Source organism: Serratia sp. CoH_134_PS_4 (assembly GCF_058190535.1).
Genome location: NZ_JBXWKI010000007.1, coordinates 189,418 through 209,426, shown reverse-complemented (window position 1 = coordinate 209,426; position 20,009 = coordinate 189,418). Strand labels below are relative to the sequence as shown.

The 20,009-nt window shown below is 55.8% G+C and carries 17 protein-coding genes; 11 read left to right on the top strand and 6 right to left on the bottom strand.

Going from position 1 to position 20,009, the window contains the following annotated elements; translation table 11 throughout:
- The first annotated feature begins 162 nt into the window (after positions 1-162).
- The 4 genes from AC2FCQ_RS13410 to AC2FCQ_RS13395 all read left to right on the top strand — a co-directional run bounded on the left by AC2FCQ_RS13410 (position 163) and on the right by AC2FCQ_RS13395 (position 5,288).
- Positions 163-882 carry a DUF3053 domain-containing protein gene (locus tag AC2FCQ_RS13410; protein WP_037421136.1) on the top strand — a complete coding sequence of 240 codons (720 nt, stop codon included), beginning with the start codon at positions 163-165 and terminating at the stop codon, positions 880-882.
- Positions 883-1,430: 548 nt separating this feature from the next.
- On the top strand, positions 1,431-3,347 hold the full coding sequence (locus AC2FCQ_RS13405) for a PTS mannitol transporter subunit IICBA (protein ID WP_490308391.1): 1,917 nt from the start codon (positions 1,431-1,433) through the stop codon (positions 3,345-3,347).
- Positions 3,348-3,408: 61 nt separating this feature from the next.
- The gene (locus tag AC2FCQ_RS13400) at positions 3,409-4,563 is read left to right on the top strand and encodes a mannitol-1-phosphate 5-dehydrogenase (protein WP_490308390.1); all 1,155 of its coding nucleotides are present in this window, start codon (positions 3,409-3,411) and stop codon (positions 4,561-4,563) included.
- Positions 4,564-4,736: 173 nt separating this feature from the next.
- Positions 4,737-5,288, top strand: coding sequence for an MltR family transcriptional regulator (locus AC2FCQ_RS13395; protein WP_037421127.1), 552 nt, complete (start codon positions 4,737-4,739; stop codon positions 5,286-5,288).
- Here the strand turns inward: AC2FCQ_RS13395 and AC2FCQ_RS13390 are convergent.
- Positions 5,285-5,893: a LysE family translocator gene (locus AC2FCQ_RS13390; protein ID WP_209638015.1), complete on the bottom strand. Its 609-nt coding sequence runs from the start codon at positions 5,891-5,893 to the stop codon at positions 5,285-5,287. The two genes, AC2FCQ_RS13395 and AC2FCQ_RS13390, sit on opposite strands and share 4 nt — an antisense overlap.
- Positions 5,894-6,032: 139 nt before the next feature.
- On the opposite strand from AC2FCQ_RS13390, the gene AC2FCQ_RS13385 reads away from it, so the two are divergent.
- Together AC2FCQ_RS13385 and AC2FCQ_RS13380 are read left to right on the top strand one after the other, a co-directional pair.
- Positions 6,033-7,499 (top strand): aminotransferase-like domain-containing protein, encoded by a 1,467-nt coding sequence (locus AC2FCQ_RS13385; protein ID WP_490308389.1) that lies wholly within the window; start codon positions 6,033-6,035, stop codon positions 7,497-7,499.
- A 72-nt stretch (positions 7,500-7,571) separates the two neighbouring features.
- On the top strand, positions 7,572-7,934 hold the full coding sequence (locus AC2FCQ_RS13380; RefSeq protein ID WP_209638011.1) for a YibL family ribosome-associated protein: 363 nt from the start codon (positions 7,572-7,574) through the stop codon (positions 7,932-7,934).
- Between the two features lie 107 nt (positions 7,935-8,041).
- On the opposite strand, the gene AC2FCQ_RS13375 is transcribed toward AC2FCQ_RS13380, so the two are convergent.
- The 5 genes from AC2FCQ_RS13375 to fdhD all read right to left on the bottom strand — a co-directional run bounded on the left by AC2FCQ_RS13375 (position 8,042) and on the right by fdhD (position 13,317).
- Entirely contained in the window at positions 8,042-8,821 is a 780-nt protein-coding gene (locus AC2FCQ_RS13375; protein ID WP_490308388.1) for a class I SAM-dependent methyltransferase, read from the bottom strand.
- A 111-nt stretch (positions 8,822-8,932) separates the two neighbouring features.
- Positions 8,933-9,604, bottom strand: a complete 672-nt coding sequence (yiiM, locus tag AC2FCQ_RS13370; protein WP_209638008.1) for a 6-hydroxyaminopurine reductase — start codon at positions 9,602-9,604, stop codon at positions 8,933-8,935.
- 93 nt (positions 9,605-9,697) lie between these two features.
- Positions 9,698-11,626, bottom strand: coding sequence for a methyl-accepting chemotaxis protein (locus AC2FCQ_RS13365; protein WP_209638006.1), 1,929 nt, complete (start codon positions 11,624-11,626; stop codon positions 9,698-9,700).
- A gap of 124 nt (positions 11,627-11,750) precedes the next feature.
- Complete coding sequence (gene sodA / locus AC2FCQ_RS13360) at positions 11,751-12,371, bottom strand: superoxide dismutase [Mn] (protein ID WP_037421110.1); 621 nt, start codon at positions 12,369-12,371, stop codon at positions 11,751-11,753.
- A 127-nt stretch (positions 12,372-12,498) separates the two neighbouring features.
- Positions 12,499-13,317 carry a formate dehydrogenase accessory sulfurtransferase FdhD gene (gene fdhD, locus AC2FCQ_RS13355; protein WP_265556673.1) on the bottom strand — a complete coding sequence of 273 codons (819 nt, stop codon included), beginning with the start codon at positions 13,315-13,317 and terminating at the stop codon, positions 12,499-12,501.
- 154 nt (positions 13,318-13,471) lie between these two features.
- Here fdhD and fdnG point away from each other — a divergent pair, with 154 nt between their 5' ends.
- The 5 genes from fdnG (at position 13,472) to AC2FCQ_RS13330 (ending at position 19,998) form a co-directional block, all read left to right on the top strand.
- Entirely contained in the window at positions 13,472-16,519 is a 3,048-nt protein-coding gene (gene fdnG / locus AC2FCQ_RS13350; protein WP_490308387.1) for a formate dehydrogenase-N subunit alpha, read from the top strand.
- A 12-nt stretch (positions 16,520-16,531) separates the two neighbouring features.
- Positions 16,532-17,431 carry a formate dehydrogenase subunit beta gene (gene fdxH / locus AC2FCQ_RS13345; RefSeq protein ID WP_209637999.1) on the top strand — a complete coding sequence of 300 codons (900 nt, stop codon included), beginning with the start codon at positions 16,532-16,534 and terminating at the stop codon, positions 17,429-17,431.
- Complete coding sequence (gene fdoI, locus AC2FCQ_RS13340) at positions 17,428-18,063, top strand: formate dehydrogenase cytochrome b556 subunit (RefSeq protein WP_209637997.1); 636 nt, start codon at positions 17,428-17,430, stop codon at positions 18,061-18,063. The genes fdxH and fdoI overlap by 4 nt, the downstream gene beginning before the upstream one ends.
- On the top strand, positions 18,063-18,992 hold the full coding sequence (fdhE, locus tag AC2FCQ_RS13335; RefSeq protein WP_209637995.1) for a formate dehydrogenase accessory protein FdhE: 930 nt from the start codon (positions 18,063-18,065) through the stop codon (positions 18,990-18,992). The genes fdoI and fdhE overlap by 1 nt, the downstream gene beginning before the upstream one ends.
- Positions 18,993-19,350: 358 nt before the next feature.
- Complete coding sequence (locus tag AC2FCQ_RS13330) at positions 19,351-19,998, top strand: DcrB-related protein (protein WP_209637993.1); 648 nt, start codon at positions 19,351-19,353, stop codon at positions 19,996-19,998.
- The last annotated feature ends 11 nt before the right edge of the window (positions 19,999-20,009 follow it).

The following is a 20,009-nucleotide window of genomic DNA, read 5'->3' as shown; positions in this document are numbered from 1 at the left end:
GTTTCAGATACTGCCATTAGGCGCTATTGCCAAAGAATAGCCCCTGAACGGTGAATCGCGTATCGGATCGCACTCAGTTGATCTATTCTTATAGGCGCAAGGAGTGCAGCAAAAGGGACGGAGTCCGATGAAAAAGCAGGTTTATAACAGGAGTTATGTCACATGGCGGTAGGGATCCAGAGCAGGAGTTTCGCGCGTTGGTTGGCCCCGGTATTGGCATTGTTGGTGGTCATGCAGCTGACTGCCTGCGGCGATAAAGAGCCGGAACAACGCAAGGCGTTTATTGATTACTTACAGAATACGGTGATGCGCAGCGGCGCGAAAATCCCGACGCTGAGCGAAGACCAGAAACAGAAATTCGGTAACTATGCTGGGGATTACGCCATCTTGGTTGGTTTTTCCCAGCAATTGTCCAAGTCATTGGATGCGAGCCTGACACCGGCGTTGGATCAGATTAACCAGATCCGCACCGCACAGGACTACATGAGCAAACGTGATACGTTGCAGCAGTCCGTTGGAGCGCTGAACCTGCTGGGGCAGCAGATTCAGTCGGCGAAGTCACAGGCAGACACTGCCCGGGCAGCACTGAAGCAACCCGACGATCTGAAAGCCGTATATAACCAGGCTTATGACAAGATTGTCACCGGGCCGGCCAATGCGCTGATGCCGGTTATTCCTACCACCGCCAGTTTCGTCCAGGATCTGGTCCAGGTCGGTGATTTCCTGCGTACCCAAGGTAATCAGGTTAGCTTCAACAATAACGGCGTGCAGTTCCGTACTTCCCAGCAGGCGACGCAGTACAACACCATGATGTCGAATCTGGTGGCCAAGCAGCAGGATTTACTGAATGCACAGAAAACCGTCTCAAGCGTGACCCAGTAATTGTAGAAAGGCCGAAGCCGATGTTCCGGCTTCTGCCTTTCTGTTCCAGGTATTCCCTTCCAGTCTTTCCAACAGCTTGCCCACTTCTTGCGCGACGCTTCTGTACTACACTTCAATTAATCATCGTTTTTCGACATGTAGTTTTCTTTCATTCATCGCCCCGTTATTTCCCGACGGGATGAATGCTCACAGGGAAGACCACCCCCAAGCCAGGATTCGGTAGTGACCGAAAAATAGATTGTGATAAACATCACAATTTAAAAACAAACACGCATCAATTAAATGTGACCAGCATCACATTTAATTGAGTTTTAGGCGCATTTTGTTCTCGTTGTGGCTTTTTTACACTCATTAAATGTGAGATGCATCACTATAAGTAACCTGTTTATGGGGGTGTTTGTGTGATGTTAATCACAAAAAATCCGTGAAGTTCGCGCGGTAAAAACAGCGTGATAGAGTCCATTGCGCATACAGCAACAACACGGCTGGATCGTAACAACAATAATCACGCGCTCTATTGTCAGCGCGTAACAATAGGGGTGTGTTTTATGTTTTCACCAGACATCAAAGTCAAAGTTCAAAACTTTGGCCGCTTCTTAAGCAACATGGTGATGCCCAACATTGGCGCATTTATCGCCTGGGGTATCATCACTGCCTTATTCATTCCTACAGGTTGGCTGCCTAACGAAACCTTAGCCAAGCTGGTTGGCCCAATGATCACCTATCTGCTGCCGTTGCTTATCGGTTTCACCGGTGGCCGGTTGGTCGGTGGCGATCGCGGTGGCGTGGTCGGTGCGATCACCACCATGGGTGTGATTGTCGGTGCTGACATGCCGATGTTCCTCGGCGCGATGATTGCGGGTCCGTTGGGTGGCTGGGCGATAAAGCATTTTGACCGCTGGGTAGACGGCAAGATCAAAAGCGGTTTTGAGATGCTGGTGAACAACTTCTCTGCCGGCATTATCGGCATGCTGCTGGCAATTCTGGCCTTCTTGGGCATAGGCCCACTGGTCGAAGTGCTGTCGAAGCTATTGGCAGCCGGCGTGCATGTGATGGTGGTGAACAACCTGCTGCCACTGGCGTCGATCTTCGTCGAACCGGCGAAAATTCTCTTCCTGAACAACGCTATCAACCACGGCATCTTCTCGCCACTGGGCATCCAGCAGGCGACCGAAGCCGGCAAATCTGTCTTCTTCCTGATCGAAGCTAACCCAGGCCCGGGTATGGGCGTGCTGATGGCCTACATGTTCTTTGGTCGCGGGAGTGCCAAGCAGTCTGCGGGCGGTGCGGCAATCATCCATTTCCTGGGGGGTATCCACGAAATCTACTTCCCGTACGTGCTGATGAATCCACGCCTGCTGCTGGCGGTAATTCTGGGCGGCATGACCGGCGTATTCACGCTCACCATGCTGAACGGCGGCCTGGTGTCCCCGGCCTCACCGGGTTCAATCCTGGCGGTGCTGGCAATGACGCCAAAAGGCGCTTACTTCGCCAACATTGCAGCCGTGGTCGCGGCCTTTGCCGTGTCCTTCGTGGTGTCAGCGTTCCTGCTGAAAACGTCAAAAGTGAAAGAAGAGGATGATCTGGAAGAAGCGACTCGCCGCATGCAGGAAATGAAGTCTCAGTCCAAAGGGGGTGCAGCGGCACACGCAGCGGTAGATGGTGATCTGACGACGGTGCGCAAAATCATCGTCGCCTGCGATGCCGGTATGGGGTCCAGTGCGATGGGCGCTGGCGTACTGCGCAAGAAGGTGGCGGACGCTGGGTTGAAAAACATTTCGGTGACCAACAGTGCCATCAACAGCCTGCCGGATGATGTCGATCTGGTGATCACCCACCGTGATCTGACTGAGCGTGCGATGCGCCATGCGCCTCAGGCTCAGCATATTTCGCTGACCAACTTCCTCGACAGCAAGCTGTACAGCGATCTGACCGAGCGTCTGGTGGCCGCTAACAAAACCACGGATAACCAGCAGAAAGTCATCAGCACACTGGACGATAGCTTTGAGGCGTCCGAACAAAACCTGTTCAGACTCAGTGAAAGCAACGTGTTCCTTAACTTACAGGCCGGCGACAAAGAGCAGGCGATTCGCTTTGCCGGTGAACAGCTGGTCAAAGGCGGCTACGTTGAGCCGGAATACGTCCCGGCGATGCTGGAACGCGAAAAACTGACCTCTACCTACCTGGGTGAGTCGATCGCCGTACCGCACGGCACCATCGAAGCCAAAGACCGGGTATTGCGTACCGGTGTGGTGTTCTGCCAATACCCGCAGGGTGTGCGTTTCGGTGATGAAGAGGATGAAGTGGCGCGGTTGGTTATCGGTATCGCAGCACGCAACAACGAACACATCCAGGTGATTACCAGCCTGACCAATGCATTGGATGACGACGGTGTCATCGAACGGCTGGCGAACACGACCAGCGTGCAGGAAGTGCTGGATCTGCTGGGCGGCAAAAAAGCCTGATAACAGAATCATTTTAAGGGGTGCAGCTTGCTGCACCCTTCGACATTAGAAAGGTAGGACTATGAAAGCATTACATTTCGGTGCGGGAAATATTGGGCGAGGTTTTATCGGCAAGCTGTTGGCGGATGCGCACGCCGAACTGACCTTTGCCGACGTTAACCAGACGGTGCTGGACCTGCTGAACAGCCGCAAAAGCTATCAGGTTCACGTGGTTGGCGAGCAGGCCCGGGTCGAACAGGTCAACAATGTCAGTGCAGTTAACAGCGGCAGTGACGAGGCGGTTGCATTGATCGCCGAAGCGGATATCGTGACCACTGCCGTGGGCCCACAAATCCTGGCTAAAATTGCGGGCACGATCGCCAAAGGGCTGAGCAAACGTCATCGGCAGGGTAACAGCCAACCGCTAAACATCATTGCCTGCGAGAACATGGTGCGTGGCACCAGCCAGTTAAAACAGCACGTGTTCGATGTGTTGCCGCAGGAAGATAAGGCGTGGGTCGAACAGCATGTTGGCTTCGTTGATTCGGCGGTTGACCGTATTGTGCCGCCGGCGGAAGCGGGTAGCATCGATCCGCTGGAAGTGACGGTAGAAACCTTCAGCGAATGGATTGTTGACCAGACCCAGTTCAAAGGCCAACCACCGGCGATCGCCGGCATGGAACTGACCGATAACCTAATGGCATTTGTTGAGCGCAAGTTGTTTACGCTCAATACCGGCCATGCGATCACGGCTTATCTCGGGCAACAGGCTCGCTTGCTGACGATCCGCGATGCCATTCTCGACCCGGCGATCCGCCGCGTGGTAAAAGGCGCGATGGAAGAGAGCGGTGCCGTGTTGATCAAACGCTACGGCTTCGATGCTGCCAAGCACGCTGCTTACATCGACAAAATCCTCAGCCGTTTTGAGAACCCGTACCTGCATGACGACGTTGAGCGTGTGGGCCGTCAGCCGCTGCGTAAATTGAGTGCCGGCGACCGTCTGATCAAACCTCTGCTCGGTACGCTGGAATATGGCTTACCGCATGCCAATCTGATTCAGGGCATTGCTGCCGCGATGAGCTACCGCAGCGAACAGGATCCGCAGGCCAAAGAGCTGGTAGAACTGTTGGCCGAGTTGGGGCCAAAAGCCGCGCTGGCGCAAATTTCCGGTCTGCCGGCTGAAAGTGAGGTTGTAGAACAGGCCATTGCTGTGTATAACGCCATGCAGCGCCAATAGGCTATTTTACTTGCCATTTTACGGTTGGGCAGTGCTCGAATTCCTCACGTACTACGTGTACGCTCCGGATTCTGCGCGCTGTCCGCTCGCAAACTGGCTGCGACAATAACGCCTATGGTATTAAATTAGTGACCGATACAGCATACCCCTCCCACGCCATTCGAAAAGCGACGATGGAAGAAGCACAGGCATTTGAAAATAAGGTTCTGGAAAGGCTGAACGCTGGCAAGACGGTGCGCAGTTTTCTGATCGCAGCGGTAGAGCTGTTGGCAGAAGCGCTCAACGTGCTGGTGGTGCAGGTGTTCCGTAAGGACGACTATGCGGTGAAGTATGCCGTCGAACCGCTATTGTCCGGTGCGGGCCCGCTGGGTGAACTGTCGGTGCGTCTGAAGCTGATGTATGGGCTGGGCGTGATCTCTCGCCATGAGTACGAAGACGCCGAGCTGCTGATGGCAATGCGTGAAGAGCTGAACCACGACGGCTCGGAATACCGTTTTGTCGATGATGAAATCCTCGGGCCCTTCGGCGAACTGCACTGCGTGGCTGCGCTGCCGCCGGTACCGACCTTCCTGCAGCCCGGCGAAGCGGAAGAATCGCTGATCGCCATGCAGCGTCAGCGATACCAGCAGGTGTTGCGCTCTACTATGGTGCTGTCGGTGACCGATCTGATCGCCGGTATCGGTGCCAAACAACCCTCCCGGCTTTCACCTCTCGGTCGCAGTTAAGCAAAGGCCGCACGCCACTCGTCGAATAACAGCCACAGCGCCGTGGCTGCCATCAATCCTGCCATTACGCCATTGAACAACCGCAGTTTCCAGGTCACCCGTAGCGCATCACGCAGACGATCGCCCAATATCGCCCACACCAATACGCAAGGAATGTTCAATGCGGTAAAACCGGCAATGATCATCAGCGTGTGGCTGAGGCTGGTCCCTTCGCGTGGGGTGAAGAGAATAGCCACGTTAATTGCCATCAGCCAGGCCTTAGGGTTTACCGCCTGGAACAGGGCGCCGTTGATTAAGCGCATCGGTTGCGCCTGTTGTTTGCCGTCCGGTGACGCGGCCTGGAATAATTTCCATGATAGCCAGAGTAGATAGGTACAGCCGATCACCGCCAGCGGAAAGCGAATCATACCGGCCCAACTCAGGATGAGCGCCAGCAGGGTGGTGGTCAGGGCCAGCTGCACCGCGCAACCGACGCTAATGCCAAATACCATCGGCAGCGTGCGGCGCAGGCCAAAGTTCACTCCGGACGATGCCAGCAGCAGGTTGTTGGGACCCGGCGTAATCGACATAACGGTGACATAACTGATAAAGGCTGAGTCCAACATAACGGGTTCCTTAAAGGGGATGGGAGCAAAGGAACCAGCATAAAACCTGCGGACGGATGGTGACAGAACCAGAAACAAGCTATTGTCATGGGTACAGTTTCTGCAATATGAAACTGTACCCATTGCCTGGAGACAAACTGTGACCCTGCTCGATGAAATACCGGAAACGCGCTACCAGCAACTGGCGGATACGCTGGCGGAAGCCATACGCCGCGGTACCTTGCTGCCCGGCAGCCGTTTACCTTCGGTGCGCCGCTGCGCGCAGACCCATAACGTCAGTATCAACACCGTGGTGGCGGCTTACCGCACATTGGAAGATCGCGGGTTGATAGAGGCACGACCGCAGTCGGGCTTTTATGTCTGCAACACCCTACCGGCGTTAAAGGCGGCCTCGCCGACCAGTAACCGCATAGAGCCTCCGGCGGACGATGTGCTGGCGTTGATCGACACCGTGTTTGCCGCCCAGCAGAATCCGGCCTTCACCAACCTTTCGCTTGCCTGTCCGCAAACCTCAGATTTTTATCCCGGCGGCAAGTTGGGGCGGATGCTGTCGTCGCAACTGCGCCGTCAGCCAAACCTGATCGGGCAGTACGCGCTGCCGCCGGGGAGCCTGCGGCTGCGTCAGCAGATCACACGGCGTTCGATGGCGCTGGGCATGTTGCTGGAGCCAAACGACATCACGCTGACGCACGGCTGTATGGAAGCGCTGCAGCTGGCGCTGCGGGTGACGACCAAGCCGGGGGACTGCGTCGGGCTGGAGTCGCCGACCTATTTTTACCTGTTGCCGTTGCTGGCCAGTCTGGGGCTAAAGGCGTTGGAAATCCCAACCGATCCGCAACACGGGTTGTCGCTTGACGCGCTGGAACTGCTGCTGAACGAGAAGCGGCTGAACGCGGTCATTGCCATGCCGACGGTACAGAATCCGCTGGGCTGCACCATGCCGCTGGCGGCGAAAAAACGCCTGGCTCGGCTGATGAACGATCATCAGGTGCCGCTCATTGAGGACGGGTTATACGCGGAGATCCAGTTCGGGGGGGCACTTTCTCCCGCGGTGAAGTCTTTCGATCGTGGTGGCTGGGTGCTGTTTTGTTCCAGCTTTACCAAGACGCTGGCTCCGGATTTCCGCATCGGCTGGATTAGCGGTGGGCGTTTCAACGACGCGTTGCGCAAACTGAAGGCGGTATCGTCGATGTCCGAGTCACAGTTACTGTCGGAAACGTTGGCGATGTTCCTGGAAACCGGCGGCTACGATCATCATCTGCGTAACCTGCGCAAACGCTACGCAGCCCAGGTGGATGAGGCACGGGCGTTGATCGCACGTCACTTCCCGCGGGGGACTCGAGCCACGCAGCCAGCAGGCGGCTTTGTCTTTTGGGTAGAATTCCCGAGCGGGGTCGACAGCGTGGCACTGTTCCACCAGTTATTGGAGGAGCAGATCTGTCTGACGCCGGGTACGCTGTACTCTCCCAGCGGTCGTTACCGCAATGCGCTGCGACTCTCCTGTTGTTATCCGTTTAATGCACGTTACAGCCAGGCGTTGGCGCGTGTCGGTGCCAAAGCCTGCGAGATGAGCGGCCTGCCGCCGGGCATTGCGCAAGACGGGTAACCACGCGCGCATTTTGCTACAATGTGGGCATCATTGATTAGCGTGCCGTACAGGCACAACAGGCCAGACACCATGAAAGAGATAGAAAAGGCAGAGATTAAGCGCCTTAGCGACCTGCTGGACGCACTGAACCACAAAGACACCCTGGTGATCCAACAGGGTAATCTTGATTTGATTGCGCAGCACACCAAAGAAAAAGAGAAGCTGGCAGCGGAAATCGAACGTTTGAAAGGCGTTCGCGTTGAGAAGCTGAGTGCAGAAGCGCAAAAGCTGAACCAATTGCCGTTCAGCCGTGAAATCACCAAGAAAGAACAGGCGGATATGGGCACGTTGAAGAAAAACGTGCGCGGCCTGATCGTGGTGCATCCGATGACTGCGCTGGGCCGTGAGATGGGCCTGAAAGTGGTCACCGGCTACGCCAAAAAAGCCTTCTGATCGTCGGTACCCGTCATCACTGACGTTGAATTCCCCGTCACTGACTTGAGTCTGTGACGGGAGTTCTTGCCGCAACGCCGATTATTTTGGCTATGTGGCGCCCAGCGTTATAGCTTGGTAGTGAAATACGCTTTGGTTTGATAGGGCACAGTGACGGTTTCTTTGCCCTGCAACTCCCCCTCTTCTGCCACCAATTGCCGAATCTGATCGATCACCTGTTCTTGCTGTTGCTGCGGCAACGCGGCGATAAAGCTGGTGGAACGCACCCGGTTATAAATCACATCCTCTATCGCGCCTTGATGGCCAAGCATAAATACCTGTTCTTGTAGCGCATCCAGCCCTTTGAACGGGAAAAGTTTACGCCATTCGCCGGTGTAAAAACGCGGCGCGTCGCCTTCGTGGCGGTCGACAATCTGATTCAGCTTACGTACCCAGCTCACGCGAGCATCACGCATATTCCACACCAAACCAAGCTTGCCACCGGGCTTGAGGATACGTTGGATCTCGGCCAACGCCTTCGGCGTGGCAAACCAATGGAAAGACTGCGCGCAGACCACTGCGTCAACCGACTCATCCGGCAGCGGGATCGACTCGGCCGTGCCCGCCAATGTCTTCACCTGCGGCAGCGCTGCCGAGAGTTTTTCCAGCATCTGTGCCACGGGTTCAACGGCGATGACCTGTGCCCCCGTTTCCAGTAAGCGTGGGGTGAACTTGCCGGTGCCGGCCCCAAGATCGATCACCGTCATACCTGCATGAAGGCCGATGGTATCGCGCAGCCAGGCAGCGATCTCCGGTGGATAATCCGGCCGTCCTTTAACGTAACGATCGGCGTTGGCCTGGTAACCCGCGGCTGCGGCATGGTGGATCGGATGAGACGAGATGTTCATAACGTTGCTCCTGCCTGAAAGAGGTTGTCGGAACGACCGACGCTGAACAGTATAGGCGGATGAAAAGGGGTGGCGCAGCATGCCGCGCCACGTTTATTCCCAACAACCTATTTAGCGGCCCAACAAACGGCGATTAAAGTCTTCGAGACGGCCTTCGGTGATACGCGTGAGCATGGTTTTGCTCCAACTGGCAGATAGCCCAGCAACGGCCAGCAGGCGGCGATATTGTTCTTCATCAAACGGCATATGCCAGGCGATGCTAATGGCTTCTGCGACAGAAACATCACTGTTGCGCATGACCCGTTCCAGCGGATGATCGCCGCTGACTTTACCGGCAGACACCACGCGGTACAGCCAGCCACACCGGCCACTTTGCTGCATCAGCACTGAAATGTCATCGATATCAAAATGGTAGTTGAGCTTGAAGCAGGGGGAGCGTGGCTGGGTGACCTGGATCAGCGCTTCGCCCCAGCGGAAGATGTCACCCATAAACACGTTGTGTTCGGTCAGCCCCAGGGTAGAGATATTCTCGCCAAAAGCGGGTGCGCTGAACTGTTCGGCCTGCGCCGGGAATTGTTCACGCCAGTGGTCATAATGCTCACGTGGATAGTGGCACAGCGCGCGGTCTGGCCCGCCGTGATAACTTTTCTCCGCCTGTTCGTCGCCTTCCAGGCCAAGCGGGGTCAGCTTGACTGCACCGTCCACCAAGCGCTTGGCGATGCCGCTAGGCCGCCCGCCTTCGTAGGGTTGGACAGTGCCGATATAAACCTCAGGTTGATGCATATGCGCCTCCATGTCTCGCGTCGATGGACAAGCATAGCCTGAGTTGGTAGAGGGGAACAATAACCCGCCCGAGAGGTTTCGGGCGGGAGATCATTAGAACGTAGTCCAGTTGTCTTGTGCGTCGGTATGGGGGACAGGTTGTTTACTGGTTGAGGCTTTCGGTGCTGAGGTTCTCACCGCAGCAGGTGCCTGCTGCTCCGCCAAACGGAACACCGACACGCTTTGCAGCAGCATTTCCGCCTGTTCTTCCAGGGAGTCGGCAGCGGCGGCAGATTCTTCCACCAACGCGGCGTTCTGCTGGGTGGTGTGATCCATTTCGACAATGGCTTGGCCGATTTGGGCGATGCCGCGGGTTTGCTCGTCGGAGGCTGCGGCGATTTCCGCCATAATGTCACGCACATGGGTAACCGACAGGACAATTTGCTCCATGGTATTGCCGGTGTTTTCCACCAGGGTGGTACCGGTCTGTACCCGACTGACGGATTCGGTAATCAGTCCTTCGATCTCTTTCGCTGCCTGGGCGCTGCGCTGTGCCAGATTACGGACCTCGCTGGCCACTACCGAGAAGCCGCGGCCTTGCTCCCCGGCGCGCGCGGCTTCTACTGCCGCGTTAAGCGCCAGAATATTGGTCTGGAAAGCAATGCCGTTGATCAGGGTAGTAATTTCGGCGATTCGCTGCGAACTGCTGGAAATGTCGCGCATCGTGCTGACCACGTTCTCGACCAGCTTGCCGCCCTGCTGGGCCGTTTGTGACGCATCGGTGGCCAACTGATTGGCGTGGTGGGCGTTTTCGGCGTTTTGTTTCACCGTAGCGGTCAGTTGCTCCATGCTGGCGGCCGTCTCTTCCACTGCGGCAGCCTGTTGTTCAGTACGTGAGGACAAATCGGTATTACCCGCGGCAATCTCTGCGGCGGCGGTGGACACCTGGCTGACCCCCATCTGGATTTTCTCAATCATATCGCGCAGGTTTTGGCTCATGGCCGCGACGGCGTTCAGTAACTGGCCCAGTTCATCACGACGGGTGCTGGTCTGTGCCTGTCGCAGATCGCCACTGGCGATGCGTTCCGCCAGCGCGAGAGTGCTTTGCAACGGCCGGGTGATCTGCAATGTGATACGCCAGGCAACCAGCAAGCCGACGATGATGGCAATCAGCGTGGTAATGCCCATTTGCATCTGTGCCGAATTGATGTCGTTATGGGTTTGCGTCAATTCATCCTGTAAGAAGGCGTTGACCAGTGTGCCGACTTCCTGCGCACTGTTGCCCAGGCGTTGGCTGATTAACTGTTCCTGTTGATAGGCCGGCAGGTAGGCTTCAATGCGGTTTTTATAGTCGTCGAGAGCGGTCAGCAAGGGTTGCAGCAGAGGACGTTGGGCGTCGCTGAGCCGTCGGCTCAGCGCATTTGCGGCGCTACGTGCGTCGTCAATTGCTGCGATCAGCGGTGCTTCGGATTCGGCGCTCAGGCTCAGTAACAGGCCGCGTGCCCCGTAGCGCACCAGCGTCAGCTTCTGGTTCAACTGAATAAAGGCCAGTTGCAGGTCACCATTAGTGAGTTGGCGCTCCACCTGGTTCAGGTTGTCCTGCACTTCCGACATGTTCCAGCTTTGGCGCACGGCATCTTTCGCCGCCACCGCCTTTTCGAAGGCGTTTTGCTGCTGCTGGTATTGGCTGATCAGCACGACCAAACGCTGAAGGTCTTTTTTGCTCTGAGGATCCCAATTCAGGTTCTGGCCCTGGTTGATCAGCTTCACCGCATTTTCGATGCTGGTGCGGTTATTGTTGAGGTATTCCGGTTTGTAGGTTTGCCCGAAGAGCGCACGGTTATATTTGGCCTGATTGATTTCGTCGTTCAGACGATTGCTAAAATCGATGCGATAGGCCCGTGATTCAATGATATGGAGATACTGTGCGCCAGTACCGGCGATGATTGCGGTCAGCAACAGCATGAGACCAAATCCGAGACCGAGCTTTTTACCGACGGTGAGATGAACGAACTTTCCTGCCAATGTTTGCAATGCCGCCATAATGATTTTCCTTTCCGGGCGAACGTCAATTGAACAAACCATCGGCAAAGAGCGGTCAAACTTTAGCGAATTTTGGTCAAAAAAATACCCGCATTAAGCGGGTATCTTTATTGCCGAGTGCGAATTACTTCTTCGCAGCGAAGCGTGCAGCGGCTTCATCCCAGTTAACCACGTTCCAGAATGCTTTGATGTAGTCTGGACGTTTGTTTTGATATTTCAGGTAGTAAGCGTGTTCCCACACGTCCAGGCCCACGATTGGGAAACCTGAAGCGCCGGCAACGGCTTCGCCCATCAGCGGGCTGTCTTGGTTAGCGGTAGAGACTACAGCCAGTTTGTCGCCTTTCAGCACCAGCCAAGCCCAACCTGAACCGAAGCGGGTCGCTGCGGCTTTCTCGAACTCTTCCTGGAATTTCTCAACGCTGCCGAAATCACGTTCGATAGCCGCTTTCAGATCGCCACCCAGGGTGGTGCCGATTTTCAGGCCTTTCCAGAACAGGCTGTGGTTAGCGTGACCGCCAGCGTTGTTACGCATGAAGGTGCGTTTGTCAGCAGGCACTTTATCCAGATCCTGGATCAGTTCTTCAACGCTGTATTGAGCCAGTTCTGGGTAAGCTTCCAGCACGGTGTTGGCGTTGTTAACGTAAGTCTGGTGGTGTTTGGTGTGATGGATTTCCATCGTCTGCTTGTCGAAATGCGGTTCCAGTGCGTCGTAGGCGTACGGCAGGGATGGCAGTGAGTAACTCATAATCATCATCTCCAAGGGTATATGGGCGGCGCATTATGTGAGCACCGCGTAAGCAGTCGGATCATTATAGTTATTTAAATGATATTGAAAATGATTATCAATGCCCTACTTATTGTGTGGCTTTAGCCTAATCAACAATGCGCTGCGGGTGGGTAAACACCGTGGCACGGCCGGGTTTACTGAAGCCGACCAACGTGAGGTTGCTGCGTTCGGCGATCTCCACGGCTAATGAAGTGGCCGCCGACACCACGAACAAAATCTCCACGCCACACATCGCAGCCTTCTGCACCATTTCATAGCTGGCACGGCTGGACGTTAATACCGCGCCCTGCTGCCAACCCTGTTGTGCACGGACGCCGAGCAGTTTATCCAGGGCAACATGACGGCCGACGTCTTCACATCCACCGAGCAATTCCCCTTGCGGCGATAACCAGGCGGCGGCATGGGTGCAACCGGTCAGTTGCCCCACTTCCTGCACTTCTCGCAGTTGTTTCAATGCGGAATCAAGATGGGTGAGGGAAAAGCGCTGGGTGAAAGGTAGCGCAGGCAGCGGACGGAAAATATCCGCCAACTGTTCAATACCACATACGCCGCAGCCGGTGCGGCCTGCCATGGCACGACGGCGTGCCTTCAAACCGGTAAAACGACGGCTGGAGAGCTCTATTTGTACCTCCAGCCCGTTACAGGTTTGGTTAATCTCTATACTGTAGATATCGCGTGGTGATTCGATGATGCCTTCCGACAGGGAAAAACCCAGGGCGAATGCCTCCAGATCTTTGGGCGTGCACATCATGACCACGTGAGAGATGCCATTATAGACCAGCGCGACCGGGACTTCTTCCGCCAGCCAGTCCGGCTGTGCGGTGGCGAGTTGCCCGCGTTGATGAACCTGAGCCTGGGTCACCCCTGTGAGCTGTGTCTCATTTATAAGTTGGTCTGAGTTTATATTGTTCACTTAACTGGCACCTGTTTGTAACAACCACATACACGCTGTGGTAATATTGCCACCGTAAAAACAACAGTAATTTTAGCGCTTCCCGCTTCCAGGGGGAAAGCGCCATTTGAAACAATGTGACAATCGCGAGTGAAAGGAGACCCCCATGCAGGTCAGCAGAAGGCAGTTCTTTAAGATCTGCGCTGGCGGTATGGCAGGAACGACGGTGGCTGCGCTGGGTTTTGCCCCAGAAGTCGCGTTAGCGGAAACCCGGCAGTACAAACTGCTGCGCGCCCGTGAAACCCGTAATACCTGTACGTATTGTTCCGTCGGCTGTGGGCTGTTGATGTACAGCCTTGGTGATGGCGCCAAAAACGCCAAAGAAAGCATTTTCCACATTGAAGGGGACCCGGATCACCCGGTCAACCGCGGCGCGCTTTGCCCGAAAGGCGCGGGTCTGGTCGACTTTATCCACAGTGCAAGCCGTCTTCAGTATCCAGAATACCGTGCGCCAGGCTCTGACAAATGGCAACGCCTCACTTGGGACGACGCCTTCACGCGCATCGCCAAGCTGATGAAAGAAGACCGTGACGCCAATTTCGTGAAAACGAACGACCAGGGCGTGACCGTCAACCGCTGGCTCAGCACCGGCATGTTGTGTGCCTCCGCGTCCAGTAACGAAACCGGGTATTTGACCCAAAAATTTAGTCGCGCTCTCGGCATGCTTGCCGTAGACAACCAAGCACGTGTATGACACGGACCAACGGTAGCAAGTCTTGCTCCAACATTTGGTCGCGGTGCGATGACCAACCACTGGGTTGATATCAAGAACGCGAATCTGATTATCGTCATGGGCGGTAATGCGGCGGAAGCGCATCCGGTGGGGTTCCGCTGGGCGATGGAAGCCAAAATTCATAATAAAGCCAAGCTGATCGTGATCGATCCGCGCTTTACCCGTACCGCATCGGTGGCGGATTTTTACACGCCTATTCGTTCCGGGACCGACATTGCTTTCCTGTCGGGCGTGTTGCTGTACCTGATGACCAACGACAAAATTAACCGCGAATACGTTCACGCCTACACCAACGCCAGCTTGCTGGTGCGAGAAGACTTCACCTTCGAAGATGGCCTGTTCAGCGGTTACGATGCAGAAAACCGCAAGTACGATAAAACCACCTGGAACTACCAGCTCGATGAAAACGGCTTTGCCAAGCGTGATCTGACGCTGCAGGATCCGCGTTGCGTGTGGAACATGCTGAAACAGCACGTCAGCCGTTATACGCCAGAGGTGGTGAACAACATCTGTGGTACGCCTACCGACGATTTCATCAAGGTGTGCGAATACATTGCCGAAACGTGCGTGGCGGATAAAACCGCGTCGTTCCTGTACGCCCTGGGCTGGACTCAGCACTCGGTCGGCGCACAGAACATTCGCACCATGGCAATGATCCAGCTGTTGCTCGGCAACATGGGTATGGCTGGCGGTGGCGTCAATGCGCTACGTGGCCACTCCAATATCCAGGGACTGACCGATCTGGGCCTGCTGTCACAGAGCCTGCCAGGCTATATGACATTGCCTTCAGAAAAGCAGACCGATATCGACACTTACCTGAAAGCAAACACGCCGAAAGCGGTGCTGCCGGGCCAGGTGAACTACTGGAGCAACTACCCGAAATTCTTCGTCAGCATGATGAAGAGTTTCTACGGTGATAAGGCGCAGAAGGACAACAGTTGGGGCTTTGACTGGTTGCCGAAGTGGGACAAAGGCTACGATGTGTTGCAGTACTTCGAGCTGATGTCACAAGGCAAGGTCAACGGTTACTTCTGCCAGGGCTTCAACCCGGTGGCGTCGTTCCCGAACAAGAACAAGGTGGTGGCATCGCTGTCAAAACTGAAGTTCCTTGTGACCATTGATCCACTCAATACCGAAACGTCCAACTTCTGGCAGAACCACGGCGAATTTAACGACGTCGATCCGTCGAAGATTCAAACCGAGGTATTCCGTTTGCCGTCCAGCTGCTTCGCAGAAGAGAACGGGTCTATCGTGAACTCCGGGCGCTGGCTGCAATGGCACTGGAAAGGGGCTGATGCCCCAGGTGAAGCGAAGCACGACGGAGAAATCCTGGCGGGCATCTTCATGCGTCTGCGTGAGATGTACGCGCGTGATGGCGGTGCAGTGCCGGAGCAGGTACTGAACATGACCTGGGATTACCTGACGCCGGAAGATCCCGCTTCGGAAGAAGTGGCGATGGAAAGCAACGGCAAGGCTTTGGCAGATATCCTCGACGCTGACGGCAAAGTGTTGGCGAAGAAGGGTGAGCAACTCAGTACTTTTGCGCATCTGCGCGATGACGGTACCACTGCCAGCGGCTGTTGGATCTTCGCCGGTAGCTGGACGCAGGCCGGTAACCAGATGGCGCGACGCGACAATGCCGATCCGTCTGGCCTCGGCAATACGCTGGGCTGGGCCTGGGCTTGGCCGCTCAATCGCCGCATTCTGTACAACCGTGCTTCGGCCGATCCGCAAGGCAGGCCTTGGGATCCAAAACGTCAGTTGCTGGAGTGGGACGGTGCCAAGTGGGGCGGGGTGGATATCCCGGACTACAGTGCCGCTGCACCAGGCAGTGACGTCGGGCCATTCATCATGCAGCCAGAAGGCATGGGCCGCTTGTTTGCCGTCGATAAAATGGCGGAAGGGCCGTTCCCGGAACACTACGAGCCGTTTGAAACGCCGCTCGGCACTAACCCGCTGCACCCGAACGTGGTTTCCAACCCAGCGGCGAGGGTGTTCAAGGACGATCTGGCGGCGATGGGAACCTCTGACAAGTTCCCGTATGTCGGTACGACGTACCGGTTGACCGAGCACTTCCACTACTGGACCAAGCATGCGGTGCTAAACGCTATCGCGCAGCCGGAGCAGTTTGTGGAAATTGGCGAGTCGCTGGCGGCGAAAAAAGGCATTCAGCATGGCGATACGGTGAAGGTCAGCTCCAACCGCGGCTTTATCAAGGCCAAGGCTGTAGTGACCAAGCGTATTCGTACCTTGCAGGTGCACGGTCAGGATGTGGACACCATCGGTATCCCGATCCACTGGGGTTACGAAGGGGTGGCGAAGAAAGGCTTTATTGCCAACACGCTGACGCCGTTTGTCGGTGATGCCAATACGCAGACGCCAGAGTTCAAGGCGTTCCTGGTTAACGTGGAAAAGGTGTAACGGAGACGAATTATGGCAATGCAATCTCAAGACATCATTCGTAAATCCGCCACCAATGGCTTCACGCCGGCGCCCCGCGCCCGTGACCACCAGGAAGAAGTGGCTAAACTGATCGATGTCACCACCTGTATCGGCTGTAAGGCCTGTCAGGTGGCTTGTTCCGAATGGAACGACATCCGCGATGAAATCGGTCACAACGTCGGGGTATACGATAACCCCGCCGATCTGACGGCCAAGTCGTGGACGGTGATGCGCTTCTCCGAAGTGGAGGAAAACGGCAAGCTGGAGTGGCTGATCCGCAAAGACGGCTGCATGCACTGCGCCGATCCGGGCTGCCTGAAGGCGTGCCCGTCGGAAGGGGCGATCATCCAGTACGCTAACGGCATTGTCGACTTCCAGTCAGAGCACTGCATCGGCTGTGGTTACTGCATCGCGGGTTGCCCCTTTGATGTGCCGCGCATGAATAAGGACGACAACCGGGTTTACAAATGTACCCTGTGCGTCGATCGCGTTGATGTCGGCCAGGAACCCGCGTGTGTGAAGACCTGTCCGACCGGTGCCATCCATTTCGGCACCAAGGACGCCATGAAGGAGATCGCCGCCGAACGCGTCAGCGAGCTGAACAGCCGTGGTTATCAGAACGCCGGTCTGTACGATCCGGCAGGCGTAGGCGGCACCCATGTGATGTACGTGCTGCACCATGCCGACAAACCGCAGCTCTATCACGGTTTGCCAGATAACCCGACGATCAGCCCGGCGATCACGTTCTGGAAAGGCGTGTGGAAGCCCCTGGCGGCCATCGGCTTTGCCGCCACCTTTGCAGCCAGCGTGTTCCACTATGTCGGTGTCGGTCCTAACCGCGTCGACGAGGACGAAGACGATGAGCCGCACGATGAGGAGACGCGCAAATGAAGAAGGAAAAGCGTATTCAGCGTTATAGCGCGCCGGAACGAATCAACCATTGGATTGTGGCGTTCTGCTTTGTGTTTGCCGCCATCAGTGGGTTGGGGTTCTTTTTCCCCTCCTTCAACTGGTTGATGAACATTCTCGGTACGCCGCAGTTGGCGCGTATTCTGCACCCCTTTGTCGGGGTGATTATGTTTGCGGCCTTCCTGCTGATGTTCCTGCGTTACTGGAAGCACAATCTGATCAACCGCGAAGACATCGTCTGGGCTAAAAACATCCAAAAAATCGTCATGAACGAGGAAGTGGGTGACACCGGGCGTTATAATTTCGGTCAGAAGTGCGTATTCTGGGCGGCAATCATTAGCCTGGTGCTGCTGTTGGCCAGCGGTGTCGTGATCTGGCGGCCATACTTTGCGCCAGCCTTCCCGATACCGCTGATCCGTATCGCGCTGTTGGTGCATTCGCTGGCGGCGGTGGGTCTTATCATCGTGATTATGGTGCACATTTACGCCGCGCTTTGGGTAAAAGGCACCATTACTGCCATGGTGGAAGGCTGGGTGCCGGCGGCCTGGGCTAAAAAACATCACCCGCGCTGGTACCGAGAGGTCCGCGAGAAACAACAGGAAGACAAACCCTGATGAGTATCCGCATTGTTCCTAAAGAGCAGCTAGGGGCACAGCGCGAGAAGTCCACAACGGCGGAAACCATCCCGCCGTTACTTTTCGCGAATCTGAAAAGCCTGTATAGCCGCCGCGCTGAACGTCTTCGCACGTTGGCGACTGATAATCCGCTGGGCGACTATCTGAACTTTGCCGCACAGTTGGCTGAAGCGCAGCACCACGCGCTGCACGACAACCCGCTACAGCTTGATCTTACCGAAGCCCTGCAGCAAGGGGCCGCCAGCGGCAAACCGCCCTTGGATTTGAGCATTTACCCGCGTAGTGAGCATTGGCACAAGCTGTTGAACTCGCTGATCGCGGAGCTGCGCCCGGAAGCGCCAGAGCATGTTCTGGCGGTGCTGGATAATCTGGAAAAGGCATCGGCACATGAGTTGGAACTGATGGCTCAGGCGCTGCTTAACCAAGAATTCAGCAAAATCGGCAGTGAGAAGGCCCCCTTTATCTGGGCGGCGTTATCGCTCTATTGGGCGCAGATGGCCAGCCAGATCCCGGGCAAGGCACGGGCTGAATATGGTGAGCATCGCCAATTCTGCCCCGTGTGCGGTAGCATCCCGGTAGCCAGTGTCGTGCATATTGGCACCGTCAGCGGTCTGCGCTATTTGCACTGTAACCTGTGTGAAAGCGAGTGGCATGTGGTGCGGATAAAATGCAGCAACTGCGAACAGACCCGCGATCTCAACTACTGGTCGTTGGACAGCGAACTGGCTGCGGTGAAGGCGGAGAGCTGTGGCGACTGCGGCACCTACCTGAAAATTCTTTATCAGGAAAAAGACCCGCAGGTTGAGGCGGTGGCGGACGATTTGGCCACGCTGGTGCTCGATGCCAAAATGGAAGACGAAGGTTTTGCCCGTAGCAGCATCAACCCATTCCTGTTCCCTGGGGAATGATGGCCTCCGGCTACTGCGCTGCGGCATGTTGACCTTGGGCAGTGCCGGCCTCCTCAGATACTGCGTGTAGGCTGCGGGGCCTGTGCGCTGTCCGCGCTCACACTGCCGTTGCTCGCTACGCGTCTTCGGCAGTGAACAACAATGATCAATTTCAGACTGGGCTTCTGGCATTCGCCCGGGCGAGTTGCTACGTTTATACCCGTCATACTTGAAGCAGCATCTTTGTTGGCTGCGCCTACTCACCCCTGTCACATAGTTGGCTATGTTCCCGGGGATTTGCAGACTTGCCGCCTCGATGCAGCTCCAATTATTTAAGGTATACGCAATGACGTGCAAAGCGAAAGGAAAGGGACGGACGATGTTGAAGACCATTGCGAAATTCACTGCGGTTGCTGTTGTCGCTATCGGGCTGGCGGCCTGTGACAACAAGGACGATACCAAACCGGCAGTACCAAAACCGGATACCAAACCGACCGTCACGCAACCCGCGCCGCCCCCAGCGGTAGTGGAGACCCAACCGGCCCCGGCTCCCGGGCTGAAAGTCTTGCTGCAAAAAGGCAGTATTAGCTTTGAACTGCCGCCGGGCTTTAGCGATCAGACCAAGAACAGCGGCATCATTAACGACAACAAGTCGACGATTCAACGCTTCCTCGACGGAAAATCGCGCCAAAGTACGGTATCTTCTGAGGTGATCCCGCCTGACGATATGAAGCTCAATACCAGCGATAAAATGCTCAAAGAGCTCACCCAGAGCATTATCACCGAGCTGGGGGATCGCTATCAAAATATCCAGACCACCAAAGAAGAGACGTTTACCGTGGGTAAACAGAAATTCCACCGGGTGGATACTGAGCAGAGCGTCAACGGGCAGAAGGTGGTGTCTACCATCGTGTTAACGGTGTTCAATAAGCGGGTGGTGACATTGCAAATGTTGTCGCCGGCCAAAACGCCGGAGGCGCATCAGGCGCTGGTTCAGCGGATTATCGACTCGCTGGCGGTGAAATAACAACGCTGTGG

Excerpts from the sequence above, each read along its gene's own strand:
- AC2FCQ_RS13410 (WP_037421136.1), top strand. The coding sequence starts at position 163 with ATGGCGGTAGGGATCCAGAGCAGGAGTTTCGCGCGTTGGTTGGCCCCG.
- AC2FCQ_RS13405 (WP_490308391.1), top strand. The coding sequence starts at position 1,431 with ATGTTTTCACCAGACATCAAAGTCAAAGTTCAAAACTTTGGCCGCTTC.
- AC2FCQ_RS13400 (WP_490308390.1), top strand. The coding sequence starts at position 3,409 with ATGAAAGCATTACATTTCGGTGCGGGAAATATTGGGCGAGGTTTTATC.
- AC2FCQ_RS13395 (WP_037421127.1), top strand. The coding sequence starts at position 4,737 with ATGGAAGAAGCACAGGCATTTGAAAATAAGGTTCTGGAAAGGCTGAAC.
- AC2FCQ_RS13390 (WP_209638015.1), bottom strand. The coding sequence starts at position 5,893 with ATGTTGGACTCAGCCTTTATCAGTTATGTCACCGTTATGTCGATTACG.
- AC2FCQ_RS13380 (WP_209638011.1), top strand. The coding sequence starts at position 7,572 with ATGAAAGAGATAGAAAAGGCAGAGATTAAGCGCCTTAGCGACCTGCTG.
- AC2FCQ_RS13375 (WP_490308388.1), bottom strand. The coding sequence starts at position 8,821 with ATGAACATCTCGTCTCATCCGATCCACCATGCCGCAGCCGCGGGTTAC.
- yiiM (WP_209638008.1), bottom strand. The coding sequence starts at position 9,604 with ATGCATCAACCTGAGGTTTATATCGGCACTGTCCAACCCTACGAAGGC.
- AC2FCQ_RS13365 (WP_209638006.1), bottom strand. The coding sequence starts at position 11,626 with ATGGCGGCATTGCAAACATTGGCAGGAAAGTTCGTTCATCTCACCGTC.
- sodA (WP_037421110.1), bottom strand. The coding sequence starts at position 12,371 with ATGAGTTACTCACTGCCATCCCTGCCGTACGCCTACGACGCACTGGAA.
- fdxH (WP_209637999.1), top strand. The coding sequence starts at position 16,532 with ATGGCAATGCAATCTCAAGACATCATTCGTAAATCCGCCACCAATGGC.
- fdoI (WP_209637997.1), top strand. The coding sequence starts at position 17,428 with ATGAAGAAGGAAAAGCGTATTCAGCGTTATAGCGCGCCGGAACGAATC.
- fdhE (WP_209637995.1), top strand. The coding sequence starts at position 18,063 with ATGAGTATCCGCATTGTTCCTAAAGAGCAGCTAGGGGCACAGCGCGAG.
- AC2FCQ_RS13330 (WP_209637993.1), top strand. The coding sequence starts at position 19,351 with ATGTTGAAGACCATTGCGAAATTCACTGCGGTTGCTGTTGTCGCTATC.